The organism is Microbacterium sp. KR10-403 (genome assembly GCF_040196215.1).
In the GTDB taxonomy this organism is placed as follows: Bacteria; Actinomycetota; Actinomycetes; order Actinomycetales; family Microbacteriaceae; genus Microbacterium.
Map to the genome: position 1 here is coordinate 172,825 of NZ_JBEGDC010000005.1, position 17,615 is coordinate 190,439.

The window sequence follows — 17,615 nt, forward strand, 5'->3', positions numbered from 1 at the left end:
CGGCCTCGCCCCGGTAATGTCGAAGGGTGATCGCGACGGACCTGCCGCTGGACGATGTCACCGACCAGCTGGTCGGGGTCCTTGGTGACCCGAAGATCCTCATCGGTATTCCGCTGGCGCTGCTCGGAGCCGTCTTCATGTCGTTCGGTGCGCAGTATCAGTACCGTGGCGTCAACAAGGTCGAGCGGATCACCGGCACCAGCGGCAGCGAGGGGCTCACCGGCAAGCAGATGCTCAGCCTGCTGCGCCGGCCGTCCTGGGTCGTCGGAACGCTCATGCTGGGCCTCGCGATCGTCTGCCAGCTCAGCGCCCTCGTGTTCGCCCCGCTGATCCTCGTGCAGCCGCTGGGCGCCGTGTCGCTCGTGATCACGACGCTGCTGAACGCCCGCGTGTCGGGCCACAAGCCCACGACGCAGTCCGTGCGGTCGATCATCGCCTGCGTGGGCGGCATCTTCGTGTTCGTCACGATCGCCGCGTTCGTGGCCACCGAGACGCTGCTGACGGACGGACAGATCCTGACCGTCGTCGTCATGCTGGGAGTCGTGCTGGTGCTCGCCGCCGGCACGTGGCTCGTGTTCCGCAAGCGTGCGCACCCGCTGTTCTACATCGTGACGTCGGGCATCCTCTACGGCTTCGTCGCGACGCTCGCGAAGATCGTCATCAAGCGCGTGCAGGCGGGCGACATCGATTGGCTGACGATCGCGTGCGCCGCGGGCCTGCTGCTCGCCGTGGTGCTGGGCGCCTACTTCGTGCAGACGGCGTATTCGGTGGGCCCGCCCGACCTCGTCATCGCGGGGCTGACCGTCATCGACCCGATGGTGGCGGTGCTCATCGGCCTGCTCGTCCTGAAGGAAGCCGCGACGGCCAACATCTGGGCGTTCCTCGGATTCGTCGCGGCCGGCCTCATCGCCGTCTACGGAGTGTTCTCGCTGGCACGCAACCATCCGCAGGTCATCAGCGAGAGCCAGGAGCTGCCGATCCGCCGCGGCAGCCACGGCACGAACGACGGCAAGCCGGAGAATTAGTCCCGCTCGGTGCTGATCACGATCTTGCCGTCGTGAATGCGTCCCTTGTCGCCGGGGATCGGCGTGGGTGCGGGCAGCTCGACCTGCATCTCCCAGTCGGCATGCGCCTCTTCGGCCGTCGGACGCCAGACCACGTCGAGTCCGGATCCGAGTCCCCCGAATGACGAGGCCCGACGCCGGAGCCAGCCCATCGCACCCATGGTGTGATCATCCCACGACGGCGGCACGATAGGCTCGTTCTCCGAGAGGGGCGGTGGCCAAGCTGGTGAAGGCAGCGGGCTCATAACCCGACGATCGTGGGTTCAAGTCCCACCCGCCCTACAAAAAGATCTGGTCAGACGCGATTAATTTCGGGACCAAAGAGCTCAGGATGCCGCCACCTACGCAATAGGTTTCGTGAACCTCGGTGGAGAAGTAGGTTCTCGAGAGTACTGGATCCGAGTTCTCCGCACGAGGCAAACCTGGTCAGCAGGACTTCGCGTCATTCAAGAGTGCTACAGGATGCTGCTCCGAGGTGCTCTTGTCGGCGGCGCTCGAAAACTGGACAGTAGCGGCGCTTGAAAAGTGAACACTCAACGATTGGAGAGTGATCACTTTGGAGGACTGGGCGCTGATTCGGAGGCTTGCCGCGGAGGGTGAGCCGAAGGCGAAGATCGCGGCGAGGTTGGGGATCTCGCGGACCACGGTCATCAGGGCGGTGAATTCGGAGTCGCCGCCGCGGTATGAGCGCAGGCCTGCGCCGACGTCGTTCACGCCGTTCGAGGCGCGGGTGCGTGAACTTCTGGGCGAGACTCCGACGATGCCGGCGACAGTGCTCGCCGAACGGGTTGGCTGGACCGGGTCGATCCGATGGTTCCGCGACAACGTGAAGAGGCTGCGACCCGAGCAGCAGCGCATCGATCCTGCTGACCGGCTGGTCTGGGCCGCGGGCGACGCGGCGCAATGCGACTTGTGGTTCCCGCCGAGGAAGATCCCTCTCGAGGACGGAACGGCGAAGCTGCTCCCGGTGCTGGTCATCGCTCCGGCGCACTCGAGATTCGTGACGGGGCGGATGATCCCGACCCGCAAGACCGAGGATCTGCTGCTGGCATCGTGGGAGCTGATCGAACGGCTCGGGCGGGTGCCGCGGCGGCTGCTCTGGGACAACGAGCCCGGCATCGGCCGCGGCAAACGGCACGCGGACGGGATCGACGCGTTCATGGGAACCCTCGCGACAAAGCTGGTGCTGCTACCGCCACGGGACCCGGAATCGAAGGGCATCGTGGAGCGCCGCAACGGGTGGTTCGAGACCTCGTTCATGCCAGGCCGGTCGTTCACCTCACCGGCGGACTTCAACGAGCAGTTCACCGACTGGCTGACTCTCGCGAACGGGCGGGTCGTGCGCACTCTGGGTGCGTCTCCGGCTTCCCGGTTGGAGACAGACCTGGCGGGCATGCTGCCGTTGCCGCCGATCCGGCTGCATCTGGGCTGGCGCAGTCGGATCCGGCTCGGCCGGGACTATTACGTCCGCGTCGACACGAACGACTACTCCGTTGACCCGCGCGCTATCGGGCGGGTCGTGGAGGTGACCGCCGATCTTGATCAGGTTCGAGTGCGTCTGGACGGGCGGGTCGTCGCGGACCATCCCCGGTCGTGGGCGCGCGGAAGGGTGATCACCGACCCCGCCCACAAGGACGCGGCGGCGGTGCTGCGGCACCAGTTCCAGCAGCCGCGGCGGGTCGCGGCCGGTGATGATCTCGCCCGAGACCTCGCGGACTACGACCGGGCGTTCGGTCTGGTCGAGGGAGATCACTGATGGCCGCCACCAAGACCACCGAGTCGGTCAAGCAGATCACCTACCTTGCCGGTGCGCTGAAAGCGCCCCGGATCACCGAAGCTGCCTCCCGGATGGCGGACCAGGCCCGGGATGCGGGCTGGTCGTTCGAGGACTACCTCGCCGCTGTCCTGGAACGCGAAGTGAGCGCCCGGAACGCTTCGGGCGCGGAGCTGCGGATCAAAGCGGCCGGGTTCTCCGCGCGGAAGACGCTCGAGGACTTCGACTGGGACGCGCAACCGGCCGCCCGGCAGCAGATCGCCGCTCTCGCCTCCGGAGGGTTCCTCCTCGAAGCGCAGAACGTGGTCCTGCTCGGCCCGCCTGGAACCGGGAAGACGCACCTCACGACTGCGCTCGGAATCGTCGCCGCGCGGCACGGGCACCGGGTGTTGTTCGGGACCGCGACGGAATGGGTCACCCGCCTGACCGACGCACACCGGCAAGGCAACCTACCCCGTGAGCTTGCGAGGTTGCGGCGTTACGGGCTGATCATCGTCGACGAAGTCGGCTACCTCCCCTTCGAGCAAGACGCCGCGAACCTGTTCTTCCAGCTCGTCTCATCCCGCTACGAACACGCGTCGCTGATCCTGACCTCGAACCTGCCGTTCTCCGGCTGGGGCGGGGTCTTCGGAGACCAAGCCGTCGCCGCTGCGATGATCGACCGGATCGTTCACCATGCCGATGTCCTCACCCTCAAGGGCGCCAGCTACCGACTCCGCGGCAGAGGCATCGACAGCCTTCCCAGCATCCGAACCACCACCGACGAAACACCCAGCTAAACTGCCCGCAACCGTTCACTTTTCGAACGCCGAAAGCGTTCAGAGTTCGAGCGCCGCCGACAGTGACAGACGTCGGTTGAATAGTGGCCGACACGAAGCTGTTGGGCGCTGATGCACCGAGGTTCGCGTCGTTGGCCGTTGAGCTCCAGAACATGGAAGCGAGCGACAAGATCGTGGTGACGACGATCACGCCGGGGCAGGGTGTCACGCTTCTTCACCTCAGGTCTACGAGCCGGTGCGGGACGAGTCGCAGAAAGATTAGCAGGCTACGAACACACTCGAACGGGTAGGGGCGGGACCTTTCCTCGGCTGGCAGAATGGTCAAGGCGTCGGGCGCAGTTGAGTTCGCTCCTGCGTATCTCGTAGCAACTCGTCCGTGCGCGGCTTCTCGCTGCATATCGACACGCTCTCTGACGCTGTCCGGAAACTCGAGCACATCCACGAAGACGCCGAGGTTGCGGACAAGTCGCTGTTGCAACCGGCTCACGTCAGGAACGCGGCACGAGAGAATGCCCTCGACCGGTTCGCGGGTGTTGCCTTGCGTGGCTGGGGTGAGCGCACCTCGGCCATCCACCAGCTCGCCGAACGGCTGGGCCTGGTGAGGCATCTGTACGAGAACGCCGTCCAGGTGGGTCAGCAGTTATGCAACTGGGACAGACCAGCGACCCGACAGCACTGGTTCCGCGATCTGTCGCCGGCATCGAGGCTGTTGTCACCGCATGGCAGAAGCGCGGCGACACGGCATCTCAGATCGCGCGTGCGCTGCGTCGGCAGGCCGTTCCTGAGGGCTGGGCCGGTGACGGTGCTGACGGGCTCGAGGCCCGCGAGAGCGAGATCGCGGCCTCCCGCGCACCCTAGAAGGGTGGTTTGTCGGGGAGTGGGGGTGTGGGTCTGGTGCGGTGCCCGGTGGGGAATTCGAGTTGGATGGTGTGGTCGCGTCGTCGTCGGTGTTTGATTTTGGTGAAGTCTTTGATGACGTGGTCGGGGTCGCATTCCGGTGCGAGGTTGGCGATGTTCGTGGGCCCTCGTTTCGGCCCGTGGTATTGGCACCAGTGGTCGATGTCGGCGTCCAGGGCGAGCCGATCGCACCCGTCGCGCAGGCAGGTGCCGTGCCATAAGGCCAACCATGCCCGCTGGGCGGGGGTGGCGGTGCGGGTCCGGCGGTCCATGTCGAGGATGACCCCGGTGACCGGGTCGGTGATCACACGGGTGAACGCCCCGGCATCCAGGAGCAGCTGGCGGGCGGTGGCCTCGTCGATGGGTCCTTCGCCGGGGATGAGGGGTTCCCGGTTCAGGTTGAGCCCTGCCCGGCCGGGCACATGCTCGCGCACCGACGCCCGAGCACCGGGGGTGAGCTTGTCCAACGGGATGGTGACGAACACTTTCGTCTTCACCGCGTGCGGGGTGTTCTCCCCGAGCAGGGAGGCTGTGGCGAGGTCTGCGCGGAGTTGGTGGCGGGTGCGGTCTTCACGCTGGTTCTTGGCGAGGTGTTTGGCGGTGGAGGTCTGCCGGCGGAAGACGGCCTTCGCCTTCCAGGTGGGCATCAGCACGCTGTACCAGGACATGCCGTCCTCGACGTCGGTGACGACCACCCGGCGTTCCTTCAACGCCTGTGCGTGTTTCTCGGCGGCGGAGGCTTGCAGCAGCCGGTGGGCGAGTTCTTTCGCCTTCTTCTTGAACACGGGCAGGCTCACCCGCAGGGCGAGGTCGGCGAGGGTGGTGTCGTAGGTCTCGCGGAGTGTGGGGTTGTGGCGCATGGCACCGAGGTGGGTGGATGCCGCGGTCACATGTGCGGGTGTGGCGAACCCTTCGCGGACCTGGTGCCAGAGCCCGGGCAGCAGGCGGCGTCCGTCGCGGGCGGCTTGGGCGAGGGCCCAGACCTCGCGTTCGGGCAGGCACATGCGGGAGGCGGCCTCGATGGCCGCGCACCGTTCGGCGAGTTCGGTCTGGTCGTGCGCCCATCCGCCCCGGTTGGGGGTGTCGACGTAGATGTCGGGGATCTCCCGCGCCATATCCAGGATCGCAGCGAGCTGTTCGGCGCGACGGGCAAGAGCCCGATTCGCGTCGTACTGGTCGGCCTCGGCGGTATGGAACAGGGCCCGCAGCGCGTGGACGTCATCGACCCGCTCAGCGGGGTCTTCGCCCGGGGTGCTCGACGACTGGTCCATACCCCCACATTACCGAACAAGCCTTCGAATTGCAACCCCGATTATGCACGTGATCTGGGTTATTCCCGGGGGAGAACCCTACCCTCAACCTCCGACATCGACCCTCGACGTCACTCGCACACCTCGACCACCGGCGTCATCGCGGCGAGGTCGTCGCCGATCCCGATGTCGACGAGCCGCACGTCGCCCGCGAGCCGAACGGCGTCACCGCGGAGCAGTCCGGTCTTGTACCCGCCGAAGGTGACGGTGACGTCCGCGGGCAGCACGGTCGGGTCGGGAACGGACCCGTCGTCGGGATCGATGCCGCTCGGAATGTCGACGGCGACGACGGCCGCGGCATCCCGCCCCGACAGTGCCGGCAGCAGCGACGCCACCACCGCGCGGGCACGTCCGCGTAACGCAGGGGTCGCCGCGGCGCCCGTGCCGAGGATCCCGTCGACGATGACGTCGGCTGAGACTGCCGCGGCGTCGGCGACGACCCGCGCCCCGGCCTCCAGCGCCGCGTGCAGTCCCTCCGCATGCGTTCGCGATCCGAGCTCGACGATCGATACCTCATGCCCGTCGCGCGCGAGTGATGCCCCGGCGAACAGCGCGTCGCCACCGTTGTTGCCCGAACCCACCAGCAGCAGAATGCGACCGCGCGCGGCATCCCGACCCACGAGCACCTCACGCACCGCATCCGCCAGCGCTGCGGCAGCGCGCGCCATCAGCGGCTCACCGGCGGTCAGATGGGGCGCCTCGGCATCACGGATCTGCTGGGCCGAGTATCCGTGTCGCATAGCCCGACCCTAGTGGGCCGACATTCGTATCACACGCTTGTGATTCGCTCTGGCCCGGGTCATAATGGCGGGAGAACAGAACAGCACGTCACCGGGTGGATTCCGGTCAGGTCGTAGGGGAAGACGCACCTGACGAAACGGAGAGACCATGGCGACGACACAGGCGCGCGGAGTGATCATCATCCACTCGGCGCCACGCGCGTTGTGCCCGCACCTGGAATGGGCGGTCGGACGCGCTCTCGGGCGTGCTGTCAACTTCGACTGGGCCGATCAGCCGGTGCTCTCGGGCAGCCGACGCGCGGAGTTCTACTGGGAGGCCCCGGCCGGCACCGGGGCTGCTCTGGCCACGGCGATCCGCGGCTGGGAGCATCTGCGGTTCGAGGTGACCGAAGACCCGAGCACGCGTGGCGACGGCGGGCGGTGGATGCACACCCCCGACCTCGGCATCCATTACGCGCAGACGGATGCCGCGGGCAACGTCGTCATCGGTGAAGACCGTGTCCGGTACGCGATGGAGGTCGCGGCCGGCGACGTGGCCGAGCTCGAACGCGAGCTGCACGTCGCGCTCGGTGCGGCGTGGGACGAGGAACTCGAGCCGTTCCGGCACGCGAGCGATGACACCCCCGTCGTCTGGCTGCACAAGGTCGGGTGAGCTGCGGGCGGTCAGGCGCCACTACCGGCGATCGGTGAGACATCCCGGTGGCTGTGAACGCGAATGACCGCCCGATGGAACGAAGATGCCCCGCGGTGGCTTCCCGCGGGGCATCTTGGGTTTCGCGAACGTCAGGCGGACGCGGACGTCAGGCGGACGCGAAGGCCACGACGGCGTTGTGTCCGCCGAAGCCGAACGAGTTGCTGAGCGCCAGCTGGTCACCGGCGCCGAGCGACTGCTCGTCACCCGAGATGCGGAAGGGCACCTCAGGATCCTGCTCGGTGATGTTGATCGTCGGGGGAGCGATGCGCTCGCGCAGCGCGAGGATCGTGAACACCGCCTCCAGAGCGCCGGTGCCGCCCAGCAGGTGACCGGTGGACGCCTTGGTCGCCGACACGGGGATGTCGTCGATCCGGTCGCCGAACACCTGCTTGAGCGCCTGGTACTCGTTCGGGTCGCCGACCGGGGTCGAGGTGGCGTGCGCGTTGATGTGGGTGACGTCGTCCGGCGAGGCGCCTGCCTCGTCGAGAGCCAGCCGCACCGCGCGCGCGGCGCCATGCCCTTCGGGATCGTTGGCGGTGATGTGGTACGAGTCGGCCGTCACGCCGCCGCCCACGAGCACGGCGTAGATCTTCGCGCCGCGCGCCTTGGCGTGCTCTTCGGTCTCGAGCACGAGCGCCGCGGCGCCCTCGCCCATGACGAAGCCGTCACGGTCGATGCTGCCCGGACGCGACGCGTGCTCGGGGTCGTCGTTGCGACGCGAGAGCGCCTGCATCGACGCGAACGACGCCATCGTGATGGGGTGGATGGCCGACTCGGTGCCGCCCGCGATCACCACGTCGGCCAGGCCGTCGCGCAGGTGCTCGTATGCGTTGACGAGCGACTCGGTGCTCGAGGCGCACGCGCTGGCGACGGTGCGCGCGAACGCGCGCGCGCCGAAGTGCAGCGACAGGTTGCCCGCGGCGGCGTTCGGCATGAGCATCGGGACCGTCATCGGCATGACCCGGCGCGGTCCCTTCTCGCGCAGGGTGTCCCACGCGTCGAGCAGCGTCCAGACGCCGCCGATGCCGGTAGCGAAGTCCACGCCGAGGCGCTCGGGCTCGACGTCGGGCTCACCGGCGTCGGCCCAGGCCTCCTTGGCCGCGACCAGGGCGAACTGCGACGCCGGGTCGAGGCGCTTGGCGATGGGCCGTTCGAGGACGGTGTCGGGGCGAACGGCGCCCTCGGCTGCGAACGTGACGGGAAGCTGATACTTCTCGACCCACTCGTGGGTGAGGGTGTGGGTGCCGCTGACTCCGGCGCGCAGGGCGGACCAGCTCTCGGGCGCCGTGCCCCCCAGTGGGGTCGACGCGCCGATGCCGGTGACGACGATGCGGGACGTGCTCATGTGGGATTCCTCGGTGTTGTGCGTACCGGCGGGGGCGATGCGCCCCCGCCGCGAAGGTCACGCCTGGTGGGAGGTGATGAAGGTGACGGCGTCGCCGACGGTCTTGAGGTTCTTGACCTCGTCGTCGGGGATCGTCACGCCGAACTTCTCCTCGGCGTTGACGACGATCGTCATCATCGAGATCGAGTCGATGTCGAGGTCGTCGGTGAACGACTTCTCGAGCGCGACCTCGTCGGCCGAGATGCCGGTCTCGTCGGTGATCAGCTCGGCGAGTCCTGCGAGGACCTCGTCGTTGGTGAGTGCCATTTCTGCTCCTTGTTGTTGGGATCGCTTCTCGGCCCGGCGGGCCGTGGACAAGTCTAGAGTCGGGTGGGCCCGGCTCAGGGGAGGACGACGACCTGGGCGCCGAAGACGAGCCCGGCGCCGAACCCGATCTGCAGTGCGAGACCACCCGACAGCTCGGGGTGCTCCTCGAGCAGGCGGTGGGTGGCGAGCGGGATGGATGCCGCGGACGTGTTGCCCGTCGTCTCGATGTCGTGTCCGACGACGACGGTGTCGGGAAGCTTCAGCTGCTTCGCGAACTCGTCGACGATGCGCAGGTTCGCCTGGTGGGGGACGAAAGCCGCCAGATCGGCCGGGGTGATGCCCGCGGCCTCGAGCGCGCGGCGCGCGACCTTGACCATCTCCCACACGGCCCAGCGGAACACGCTGGGGCCCTCCTGGCGGAGGGTCGGCCACGGCGCCTTGCCGTCGCGGAACTCGGTGAGCGTCGCGTTCATGCCCACCAGTTCGGCCTTCGAGCCGTCGGAGCCCCACACGGTGGGTCCGATGCCGGGGAAGTCGCTGGGCCCGACCACGGCCGCGCCCGCGCCGTCGGCCAGCAGGAACGAGATGCTCCGGTCGGTCGGGTCGACGATGTCGCTGAGCTTCTCGGCGCCGATGACGACCGCATAGTGCGCGGCGCCGGCGCGGATCAGTGCGTCGGCCTGCGCCACGGCATAGGCGAAGCCCGCGCAGGCGGCGTTCACGTCATAGGCCGCGGCGGGGTTGGCACCGATCCGGTCGGCGACGATCGCCGAGACCGACGGGGTCTGCTTCGGGTTGCTGATTGTCGCGATGATGACCGCGTCGATGTCTTCGGGCGCCACGCCCGACCGCTCGACGGCCTCGCGGGCCGCCTCGGTGGCCAGGTCGATGGCGTTCGTCTCGGCGTTCGCACGGGCGCGGGTGATGATGCCGGTGCGCTGCCGGATCCACTCGTCGCTGGAGTTGATCGGGCCGACGATGTCATCGTTGGGCACCGCGTTCTCGCCACGCGCCGCGCCGTACGCGTACAGGCGCGTGTAGGCGGGGCCGGTGGACTGCTTCAGGGTGATCTCGGTCATGCGGCTTCTCCGGTCAGCAGGGCGGCTGCGGCATCCAGGTCTTCCGGCGTCTTCACGGCGACCGAGGGGACGCCGCGCAGTCCGCGCTTGGCGAGGCCCACCAGCGTTCCGGCGGGCGCGAGCTCGATGATGCCGGTCACGTCATGGGCGGCGAACGACTCCATGCACAGGTCCCAGCGCACCGGTGAGGCGACCTGCGCGACCATGAGGTCGATCGCGGCGCGCCCCGAGGTGACGACGCTGCCGTCGCTGTTCGTCCACAGGGTCAGATCGGGGTCGGATACCTCGACCTGTGCCGCCGCGACGCGCATCGTGTCGACGGCCGGCGCCATGTAACGCGTGTGGAAGGCGCCGGCGACCTGGAGCGGGATGACGCGTGTGCCGCGGGGCGGGTCGGCGGCGAGCTCGGCGAGGTCGCCCAGTGCGCCCGCGGCGACGATCTGCCCGCCGCCGTTGTGGTTGGCGGGCGTCAGGTGCGCGGCCTGCAGGCGCGCGAGCACGTCGTCGGCGCTGCCGCCGACCACCGCGCTCATGCCGGTCTGCTCGGTCGCTGCCGCCTCCGCCATCGCGCGGCCGCGGATGCCGACCAGGCGCAGTGCGTCGGCGTCGCTCACGACGTGTGCCGCGGCGAGGGCGGCGAGCTCGCCGACCGAGTGACCGGCGACTCCGGCGGGGGCGGTGCCCGCGGCATCCGACAGCGCTTCGTACGAGAGCAGACTCGCGGCGACGATGAGCGGCTGGGCGACCTTCGTGTCGCGGATGCGGTCGGCATCCCATTCGGTGCCGGCGGCGACGAGGTCGACCTGCGCCTGCTCGGAGAACTCGGCGAGGCGCTCATGCGCCCCGTCTCGTTCCAGCCACGGAGTGAGGAACCCGGGGGTCTGCGAACCCTGCCCGGGGAAGACGGCGATGATCACCTTCCCATCCTGCCAAACACGAGGACGTCCAACTGGCCACAGGCGCACAAGAATGCGGGCATCGTTTGTGTGTGCCCTACACGTTGTGGCCGGGCCGACGGCGCGGCGAGGGGCTGCGACGCCGCGTGGTGTCGGTGCCGATGGCTCCCAGGATGAGGGCCGTCTGCAGGATGAGCGCTTCACGCGGGCCCGTGGCATCCCACCCGATCACGTCGGTGACCCGCTTCAGCCGATAGCGGACCGTGTTCGGGTGCACGAAGAGCTCGCGCGCGGTCGCCTCGAGCGAGCGACCGTTGTCGAGGTAGCTCCAGAGCGTCGTGACGAGGTCGGTGCTGTGCGACTGCAGCGGGTGGTACACCTTCTCGACGAGGGTGTGCTTGGCGAGGGGATCGCCGGCCAGCGCGCGCTCGGGCAGGAGATCATCGGCCTCGACGGGGCGCGGCGCGTGCCGCCACGAGCGCGCGACGGCGAAGCCCGCGAGGGCGGCCCGGGCGCTCTGGCCGGCATCGACGAGTGCGGAGACGGTCGGACCGAGCACCAGATGCCCCGGACCGAATCCGGGCTCGAGGTGGCGGGCGATCTGCAGGAACGGCAGACCCTCCTCCTCGGCACCGCGCTCGGGGTGCTCGGCGCGGCCGAGAACGAGCACCAGACGTGAGCCCTGCACGCCGATCAGCGCATCGACGCCGAGCTTGCGGGCGGCGCGGCGCAGCTGATCGACGTCGAACTGCGGAGGAGTGGTCCCCACCAGAACCGCGACCTCGCCGTGGCCGTGCCAGCCGAGGGCGGCGATGCGGCTGGGCAGCTCCTCGTCGGCCTCGCCGGTGAGGATCGAGTCGACGACGAGGGCTTCCAGCCGGGCGTCCCACAGACCGCGCGCCTCGGCGGCGCGGGCGTACACGTCGGCGGCGGCGAACGCCACTTCGCGCGAGTACAGCAGGATCGCTTCGCGCAGATGCACGCCGCGGTTGGCCACCTTCTCCTCGGTGACCTCGACGGTCACACGGATGAGCTGCAGCGTCTGCGTCAGGCTCACGCTGCGCAGCAGCTCGCGAGGCGCGGCGGCGAAGATGTCGGCGGCGATCCAGGGGGTCGAGTTGGGGTCTTCGTACCACTGGATGAACGAGGTGATGCCGGCCTGCGCGACGAGTCCGACCGCCGAGCGGCGGGCGGGGGGCATGTCGGCGTACCAGGGGAGTGTCTTCTCCAACCGGCCCAGTGTCGCCGTGGCGAGGTCCCCGGAGATGCGACGGAGCCACGCCAGGGTCTCCGCCTTGTCCATCGGGGTCTCATCACCGGTCATGGCCACTCAGCTCTCTCCGCCCGCGTTTCCGCTGGTTCCGGCGTTGACGTCGTGCAGGCGGTACTTCTCGATCGCCTCGGCCGCCAGCGCACGGTCGACGACGCCGTCGTCGGCCAGCGCCTGTAGAGTGCGCACCGCGAGCGAGGGGCCGTCGATCTTGAAGAAGCGGCGTGCGGCCGGCCGGGTGTCGCTGAACCCGAAGCCGTCGGCGCCGAGCGTCGCGAAGCGGTTCGGCACCCAGGGGCGGATCTGATCCTGCACCGCGTGCATGTAGTCGCTGACGGCGACCACGGGACCCTCGGCGCCCTGCAGCTTCTGCGTGATGTACGCGCTGCGCGGCTCCTCTCCCGGGTGCAGGAAGTTGTGCTCGTCGGCGGCGAGCCCGTCGCGACGCAGTTCGGACCAGCTCGTGACGCTCCAGACGTCGGCGCTCACGCCCCAGTCGTTGCGCAGCAGCTGCTGGGCCTCCAGCGCCCACGGGACGCCGACGCCCGAGGCGAGCAGCTGCGCCCGCGGACCGTCGCCGGTGCCTTCGGCGATGCGGTGGATGCCGCGCAGAATGCCCTCGACATCGACGCCCTTGGGCTCGGCGGGCTGGACGAGCGGCTCGTTGTACACGGTGAGGTAGTACATGACGTTCGGGTCGGGGTGGTTCCCGCCGTACATGCGCTCGAGGCCGTCGCGCACAATGTGCGCGATCTCGTAGCCGTAGGCGGGGTCGTAGGCGACCGTGGCCGGGTTCGTGGACGCCAGCAGCGGAGAGTGGCCGTCGGCGTGCTGCAGGCCCTCGCCGGTCAACGTCGTGCGTCCGGCGGTCGCGCCGATCACGAAGCCGCGCGCCATCTGGTCGCCGGCGGCCCAGTTCGCGTCGCCCGTGCGCTGGAAGCCGAACATCGAGTAGAAGATGTAGACCGGGATGAGCGGCTCGCCGTGCGTCGAGTACGAGGTGCCGGCGGCGGTGAAGGCGGCCATGGCGCCGGCCTCGTTGATGCCGACGTGCACGATCTGCCCCTGGGCGCTCTCCTTGTAGGCCAGCAGCAGGTCGCGGTCGACCGAGGTGTAGTGCTGGCCGTTCGGGTTGTAGATCTTCGCCGTCGGGAAGAACGCGTCGATGCCGAAGGTGCGCGCTTCGTCGGGGATGATCGGCACGATCCGGTGACCGAAGTCCTTCGCGCGCAGCAGGTCCTTGAGCAGACGCACGAACGCCATCGTCGTGGCGATCTCCTGCGTGCCCGACCCCTTCTTGGGGAGGGCGTAGGCGGCGTCGTCGGGCAGCGCGAGATCGACGTGCGTCGTGCGGCGCTCGGGCAGGAAGCCACCCAGCTCGCGCCGGCGCTCGAGCATGTACTGGATGGTCTCGTCCTGCGGGCCCGGGTTGTAGTACGGCGGGAGATACGGGTTCTCTTCGAGCACGGCATCCGTCACCGGAATGTGCATGGCGTCGCGGAACTGCTTGAGGTCCTCGAGCGTCATCTTCTTCATCTGGTGCGTGGCGTTGCGCCCGGCGAAGTGCGGGCCCAGTCCGTAGCCCTTGATCGTCTTGGCGAGGATGACGGTGGGCTGGCCCTTGTGCTCCACCGCGGCCTTGAAGGCCGCGTACACCTTGCGGTAGTCGTGACCGCCGCGGCGCAGGTTCCAGATCTGGTCGTCGGTGAAGTCCTTCACGAGGGCGAGCGCGCGCTCGTCCTTGCCGAAGAAGTGCTCGCGCACGTAGGCGCCGTTCTCGGCCTTGTACGTCTGGTAGTCGCCGTCGGGGGTGACGTTCATCACGTTCAGCAGCGCGCCGTCGACGTCGCGGGCGAGCAGGTCGTCCCACTCGCGACCCCAGACGACCTTGATGACGTTCCACCCGGCGCCGCGGAAGAAGCTCTCGAGCTCCTGGATGATCTTCCCGTTGCCGCGCACGGGCCCGTCGAGTCGCTGCAGGTTGCAGTTGACGACGAATGTGAGGTTGTCCAGGCCCTCGTTCGCGGCGACCTGCAGCTGGCCGCGGCTCTCCACCTCGTCGAGCTCGCCGTCGCCGAGGAAGGCCCACACGCGCGAGTCGGAGAGATCCTTGATCCCGCGGTTGGTGAGGTACTTGTTCGTCATCGCCTGGTAGATGGCGTTGATCGGGCCGATGCCCATCGAGACCGTCGGGAACTGCCAGAACTCCGGCATCAGGCGAGGGTGCGGATAGGAGGGGATGCCGTGCGGCGCGCGCGACTTCTCCTGGCGGAACCCGTCGAGCTGCTGCTCGGTCAGGCGCCCCTCGAGGAACGCCCGGGCGTACATGCCGGGTGAGGCATGCCCCTGGAAGAAGATCTGGTCTCCGCCGGACGGGTGGTCCTGTCCGCGGAAGAAGTGGTTGAACCCGACCTCGTAGAGCGACGCAGAAGACGCGTACGTCGAGATGTGGCCGCCGACCGCGATGCCGGGCCGCTGCGCGCGGTGCACGGTGAGCGCGGCGTTCCAGCGGATCCACGAGCGGTACCGCCGTTCGAGCTCCTCGTCGCCTGGGAAGGGCGCCTCGTTCTCCGGCGCGATCGTGTTGATGTAGTCGGTGGTCGGCACAGCCGGCACGCCGAGGTGGAGGTCTTTGGAGGTCTTGAGCAGGCTGAGCATGATCTCCCGCCCGCGCCCGGCGCCCTTGGCCTGCACGAGCTGCTGGAGGGATTCCTGCCACTCGCTCGTCTCGTCGGGATCGCTGTCGAGGGGGCCCTGGGAGTACGGATCCTGGTCGTGAACAGTCACGGGAGACCTTTCTTCGTCTGGCGGGTCGCGTCAGAGACGGATGCGGGCGGGCGCCGCGGGTCGGACTCGGCGCACACCTCGCACAAGCCTAGCGACACGGCGGGCTGTGGTTCGGACATAGACTTTCGGGACGGGCCTTTAGCTCAGCTGGTAGAGCGCCACGTTTACACCGTGGATGTCGTCGGTTCGAACCCGGCAGGGCCCACGTGAACGCACAGCCCGCACAGCAGCGCCGTCTGCTCGACCTCGCCGACCTCGACGCGACCATCCGACGTGCCGAAGACGCCCGGCGCAATCCCGCACAGGCCGCCCGGGTGCACGAGCTCGTCGCACGGAGGACAGAGCTCACGCAGGAGCTGACAACGCGTCAGGGCGTGCGCGACGACCTGCGCACCGAGCTGAAGCGCATCGAGTCGGACGTCGCCGTCGTCGACGCACGGCGCGAGCGCGACCTGGAACGGCTGAATGCGGCATCCAATCCGAAGGAGGCGCAGGGTCTCGAGAGCGAGCTGGCCTCGCTGGCACGGCGGAAGAGCGACCTCGAGGACGGCGAGCTCGAGGTGATGCAGAAGCTCGAAGAGGCCGAGGCGGCCGTGGCCGAGATCGAAGCGCAGATCGCCGAGGTCAACGACGAGGGCGGTCGGCTGAGCGCCGCCGGCAAGGCGGAGGTCGCCGAGGCGACCGCGAAGCTCGAAGCGGCGACCCGCGATCGCGGGGCGGTCGTGGGCGAGCTCCCGGACGAACTGGTGGCGTTCTACGACCGGGTCGCCACGCGCAGCGCCGGCGCCGCGCTGCTGCGCCGTCAGACGTGCGAGGGATGCCGCATGGTCCTGTCGGGCACTGACCTGAGCGAGATCCGCCAGGCGTCCGCCGACGCCGTCGTGACCTGCCCGGAGTGCGGGTGCATCCTGGTGCGCACGGAGGAGTCCGGGCTGTGACGCCGCACCGCATGCGGCGGCGGTGATGAGCGCGGGGGCGATCGTCCTCGGCACCTCGACAGACGGGCTCGGGTTCGCGCGCCTCGACGCGGACGGGGCGATCGCCGAGCGCGGAACGATCGCCGACGACGACCTCGCGGCATTCGTGGGGCACACCGACACCACACGCTGGATCTGGTCGGACACCGCCCACTGGTACCCGCGGCTGCTCGCCGCGGGCGTCCGCGTCGCCCGCTGCCGTGACCTGCGTCTGTGCCACGCGATCCTGCGCGAGAGCGCACTCGTCGGAGCGCCCGAGGCCGTCCGCGCGGCGACCCCGTGGGATGCGGCAGGGGAGCCGGAGGGGGATGCCGCGCCCGCGCTGTTCGCGTTGTCCGTCGAGAGCGGGCCGCGCGGCGTGCCGCACGATCTCGACGCGGCCCTTGCCGAGGAGGCCCGGCAGCGCGCCGCGGTGAGATCGGCCGCGGAGCACGGTCGGTTGGAGCTTCTGTGCGCGGCCGAGTCGGCCGGCGCGCTGGTCGCGGCCGAGATGCGGGCGGCCGGTCTGCCCTGGGACGTCGCCGAGCACGAGCGGATCCTCGAGGAGGTGCTGGGCCCGCGACCGGCCGGCGGAGGGACGCCGGAGCGGATGGCGACACTGGCCCGAGACATCCGCACGCATCTGGGAGACGCGCAGGCCACCCTGGACGCCCCCGCGAAGCTCCTGCGCAGCCTGCACCGCATCGGCGTGCCGGCCCAGTCGACGTCGAAATGGGAACTCGCTCGATACGAGCATCCGGTCGTCGCGCCGCTGCTCGAGTACAAGCGCCTGAGCCGCCTGCTCACCGCGAACGGATGGGCATGGCTGGACGAATGGGTGGCCGACGGCCGGTTCCGGCCGGTGTACGTGCCCGCGGGGGTGGTCACGGGGCGCTGGGCGTCATCCGGCGGCGGGGCCCTGCAGATTCCGCGGATGCTGCGCCGCGCGGTGCGCGCGGACGAGGGATGGACCTTCGTCGTGGCGGATGTCGCGCAGCTCGAACCGCGGGTGCTCGCGGGGATGTCGAACGACCTCGCGCTCGCACGGGCGGCACACGGTCGGGACCTCTACGCGGGGATCGTCGACAGCGGCACCGTGGCGACCCGGGCCGAGGCGAAGGTCGCGATGCTCGGCGCCATGTACGGGGCGACGACGGGCGAGAGCGGCCGCCTCGTGCCGCGGCTGCGCCGCGCGTATCCGCGCGCCATGAGGCTCGTGGACGACGCGGCGCGCACAGGGGAACAGGGCGGTGTGGTCTCCACATGGCTGGGGCGCTCGTGTCCGGCGCCGTCGCAACGATGGGCGCGTGCGCAACGGCAGGCGGCGGGGGAGACGGGGACGTCCGCGGAACGCGATCGCGCGCGCCGCGAGGCCGGCGACCGTGGCCGGTTCACCCGCAACTTCGTCGTGCAGGGGACGGCGGCGGAATGGGCGCTGGCGTGGCTCGGCGAGGTGCGTTCGCGCCTGGCTGCGCTCGACGCCGTACCGGCACCGGAGGCGGCACCGCGTTCAGGACCGGCGCTGGGGTCGCGCCCGCATCTGGCCTTCTTCCTGCACGACGAGCTGATCGTGCACACCCCGCTGCGGCACGCCGATGCCGCAGCCTCAATCGTGCGTGAGGCTGCGGCATCCGCCGGCCGTCTCCTGTTCGGGGGATTCCCGATCGACTTCCCGCTGGATCTGAAGGTCGCGGAGACCGCCGCGAAGGAGTGAACCC

General features: G+C 69.3%; 16 protein-coding genes and 2 tRNA genes. 9 read left to right on the plus strand and 9 right to left on the minus strand.

Features of this window, described 5'->3' with window-relative positions:
• Positions 1 to 26: 26 nt before the first annotated feature.
• Positions 27 to 1,025 (plus strand): DMT family transporter, encoded by a 999-nt coding sequence (locus tag ABMQ42_RS12560; RefSeq protein ID WP_349723336.1) that lies wholly within the window; start codon positions 27 to 29, stop codon positions 1,023 to 1,025.
• Here the strand turns inward: ABMQ42_RS12560 and ABMQ42_RS12565 are convergent.
• The gene (locus tag ABMQ42_RS12565) at positions 1,022 to 1,216 is read right to left on the minus strand and encodes a hypothetical protein (protein WP_349723337.1); all 195 of its coding nucleotides are present in this window, start codon (positions 1,214 to 1,216) and stop codon (positions 1,022 to 1,024) included. The genes ABMQ42_RS12560 and ABMQ42_RS12565 overlap by 4 nt on opposite strands.
• Positions 1,217 to 1,272: 56 nt before the next feature.
• Here ABMQ42_RS12565 and ABMQ42_RS12570 point away from each other — a divergent pair.
• The 4 genes from ABMQ42_RS12570 (at position 1,273) to ABMQ42_RS12585 (ending at position 4,475) form a co-directional block, all read left to right on the plus strand.
• Positions 1,273 to 1,346, plus strand: a tRNA-Ile gene (locus ABMQ42_RS12570).
• Positions 1,347 to 1,611: 265 nt separating this feature from the next.
• Entirely contained in the window at positions 1,612 to 2,820 is a 1,209-nt protein-coding gene (gene istA / locus ABMQ42_RS12575; RefSeq protein ID WP_349723338.1) for an IS21 family transposase, read from the plus strand.
• Positions 2,820 to 3,617 (plus strand): IS21-like element helper ATPase IstB, encoded by a 798-nt coding sequence (gene istB, locus ABMQ42_RS12580; RefSeq protein WP_349723339.1) that lies wholly within the window; start codon positions 2,820 to 2,822, stop codon positions 3,615 to 3,617. Before istA ends, istB begins: the two co-directional genes overlap by 1 nt.
• A 642-nt stretch (positions 3,618 to 4,259) precedes the next feature.
• The gene (locus tag ABMQ42_RS12585) at positions 4,260 to 4,475 is read left to right on the plus strand and encodes a hypothetical protein (RefSeq protein WP_349723340.1); all 216 of its coding nucleotides are present in this window, start codon (positions 4,260 to 4,262) and stop codon (positions 4,473 to 4,475) included.
• Here the strand turns inward: ABMQ42_RS12585 and ABMQ42_RS12590 are convergent.
• Together ABMQ42_RS12590 and ABMQ42_RS12595 are read right to left on the minus strand one after the other, a co-directional pair.
• Positions 4,472 to 5,785 carry a 13E12 repeat family protein gene (locus tag ABMQ42_RS12590; protein WP_349723341.1) on the minus strand — a complete coding sequence of 438 codons (1,314 nt, stop codon included), beginning with the start codon at positions 5,783 to 5,785 and terminating at the stop codon, positions 4,472 to 4,474. The two genes, ABMQ42_RS12585 and ABMQ42_RS12590, sit on opposite strands and share 4 nt — an antisense overlap.
• A 110-nt stretch (positions 5,786 to 5,895) precedes the next feature.
• Positions 5,896 to 6,564, minus strand: coding sequence for an NAD(P)H-hydrate epimerase (locus ABMQ42_RS12595; RefSeq protein ID WP_349723342.1), 669 nt, complete (start codon positions 6,562 to 6,564; stop codon positions 5,896 to 5,898).
• A gap of 148 nt (positions 6,565 to 6,712) precedes the next feature.
• Between ABMQ42_RS12595 and ABMQ42_RS12600 the strand changes: the two genes are divergently transcribed.
• A complete protein-coding gene (locus ABMQ42_RS12600) occupies positions 6,713 to 7,216 on the plus strand; it encodes a DUF3145 domain-containing protein (protein ID WP_349723343.1) in 504 nt (167 codons plus the stop codon).
• Positions 7,217 to 7,364: 148 nt separating this feature from the next.
• Here the strand turns inward: ABMQ42_RS12600 and ABMQ42_RS12605 are convergent, their stop codons facing one another.
• From ABMQ42_RS12605 to aceE, 6 genes are all read right to left on the minus strand, one after another.
• A complete protein-coding gene (locus ABMQ42_RS12605; protein ID WP_349723344.1) occupies positions 7,365 to 8,603 on the minus strand; it encodes a beta-ketoacyl-[acyl-carrier-protein] synthase family protein in 1,239 nt (412 codons plus the stop codon).
• Between the two features lie 57 nt (positions 8,604 to 8,660).
• A complete protein-coding gene (locus ABMQ42_RS12610) occupies positions 8,661 to 8,909 on the minus strand; it encodes an acyl carrier protein (protein WP_275279757.1) in 249 nt (82 codons plus the stop codon).
• Between the two features lie 74 nt (positions 8,910 to 8,983).
• A complete protein-coding gene (locus ABMQ42_RS12615; protein WP_349723345.1) occupies positions 8,984 to 9,988 on the minus strand; it encodes a beta-ketoacyl-ACP synthase III in 1,005 nt (334 codons plus the stop codon).
• Entirely contained in the window at positions 9,985 to 10,905 is a 921-nt protein-coding gene (locus tag ABMQ42_RS12620; protein ID WP_349723346.1) for an ACP S-malonyltransferase, read from the minus strand. The genes ABMQ42_RS12615 and ABMQ42_RS12620 overlap by 4 nt, the downstream gene beginning before the upstream one ends.
• Positions 10,906 to 10,981: 76 nt before the next feature.
• Entirely contained in the window at positions 10,982 to 12,208 is a 1,227-nt protein-coding gene (locus ABMQ42_RS12625) for a PucR family transcriptional regulator (RefSeq protein ID WP_349723347.1), read from the minus strand.
• A gap of 6 nt (positions 12,209 to 12,214) precedes the next feature.
• The gene (gene aceE, locus ABMQ42_RS12630; protein WP_349723348.1) at positions 12,215 to 14,941 is read right to left on the minus strand and encodes a pyruvate dehydrogenase (acetyl-transferring), homodimeric type; all 2,727 of its coding nucleotides are present in this window, start codon (positions 14,939 to 14,941) and stop codon (positions 12,215 to 12,217) included.
• A 132-nt stretch (positions 14,942 to 15,073) separates the two neighbouring features.
• On the opposite strand from aceE, the gene ABMQ42_RS12635 reads away from it, so the two are divergent.
• The 3 genes from ABMQ42_RS12635 (at position 15,074) to ABMQ42_RS12645 (ending at position 17,611) form a co-directional block, all read left to right on the plus strand.
• A tRNA-Val gene (locus tag ABMQ42_RS12635) sits at positions 15,074 to 15,146 on the plus strand.
• Position 15,147: 1 nt separating this feature from the next.
• The gene (locus tag ABMQ42_RS12640; RefSeq protein WP_349723349.1) at positions 15,148 to 15,879 is read left to right on the plus strand and encodes a zinc ribbon domain-containing protein; all 732 of its coding nucleotides are present in this window, start codon (positions 15,148 to 15,150) and stop codon (positions 15,877 to 15,879) included.
• A 25-nt stretch (positions 15,880 to 15,904) separates the two neighbouring features.
• Positions 15,905 to 17,611 (plus strand): bifunctional 3'-5' exonuclease/DNA polymerase, encoded by a 1,707-nt coding sequence (locus ABMQ42_RS12645; RefSeq protein WP_349723350.1) that lies wholly within the window; start codon positions 15,905 to 15,907, stop codon positions 17,609 to 17,611.
• Positions 17,612 to 17,615 lie beyond the last annotated feature (4 nt).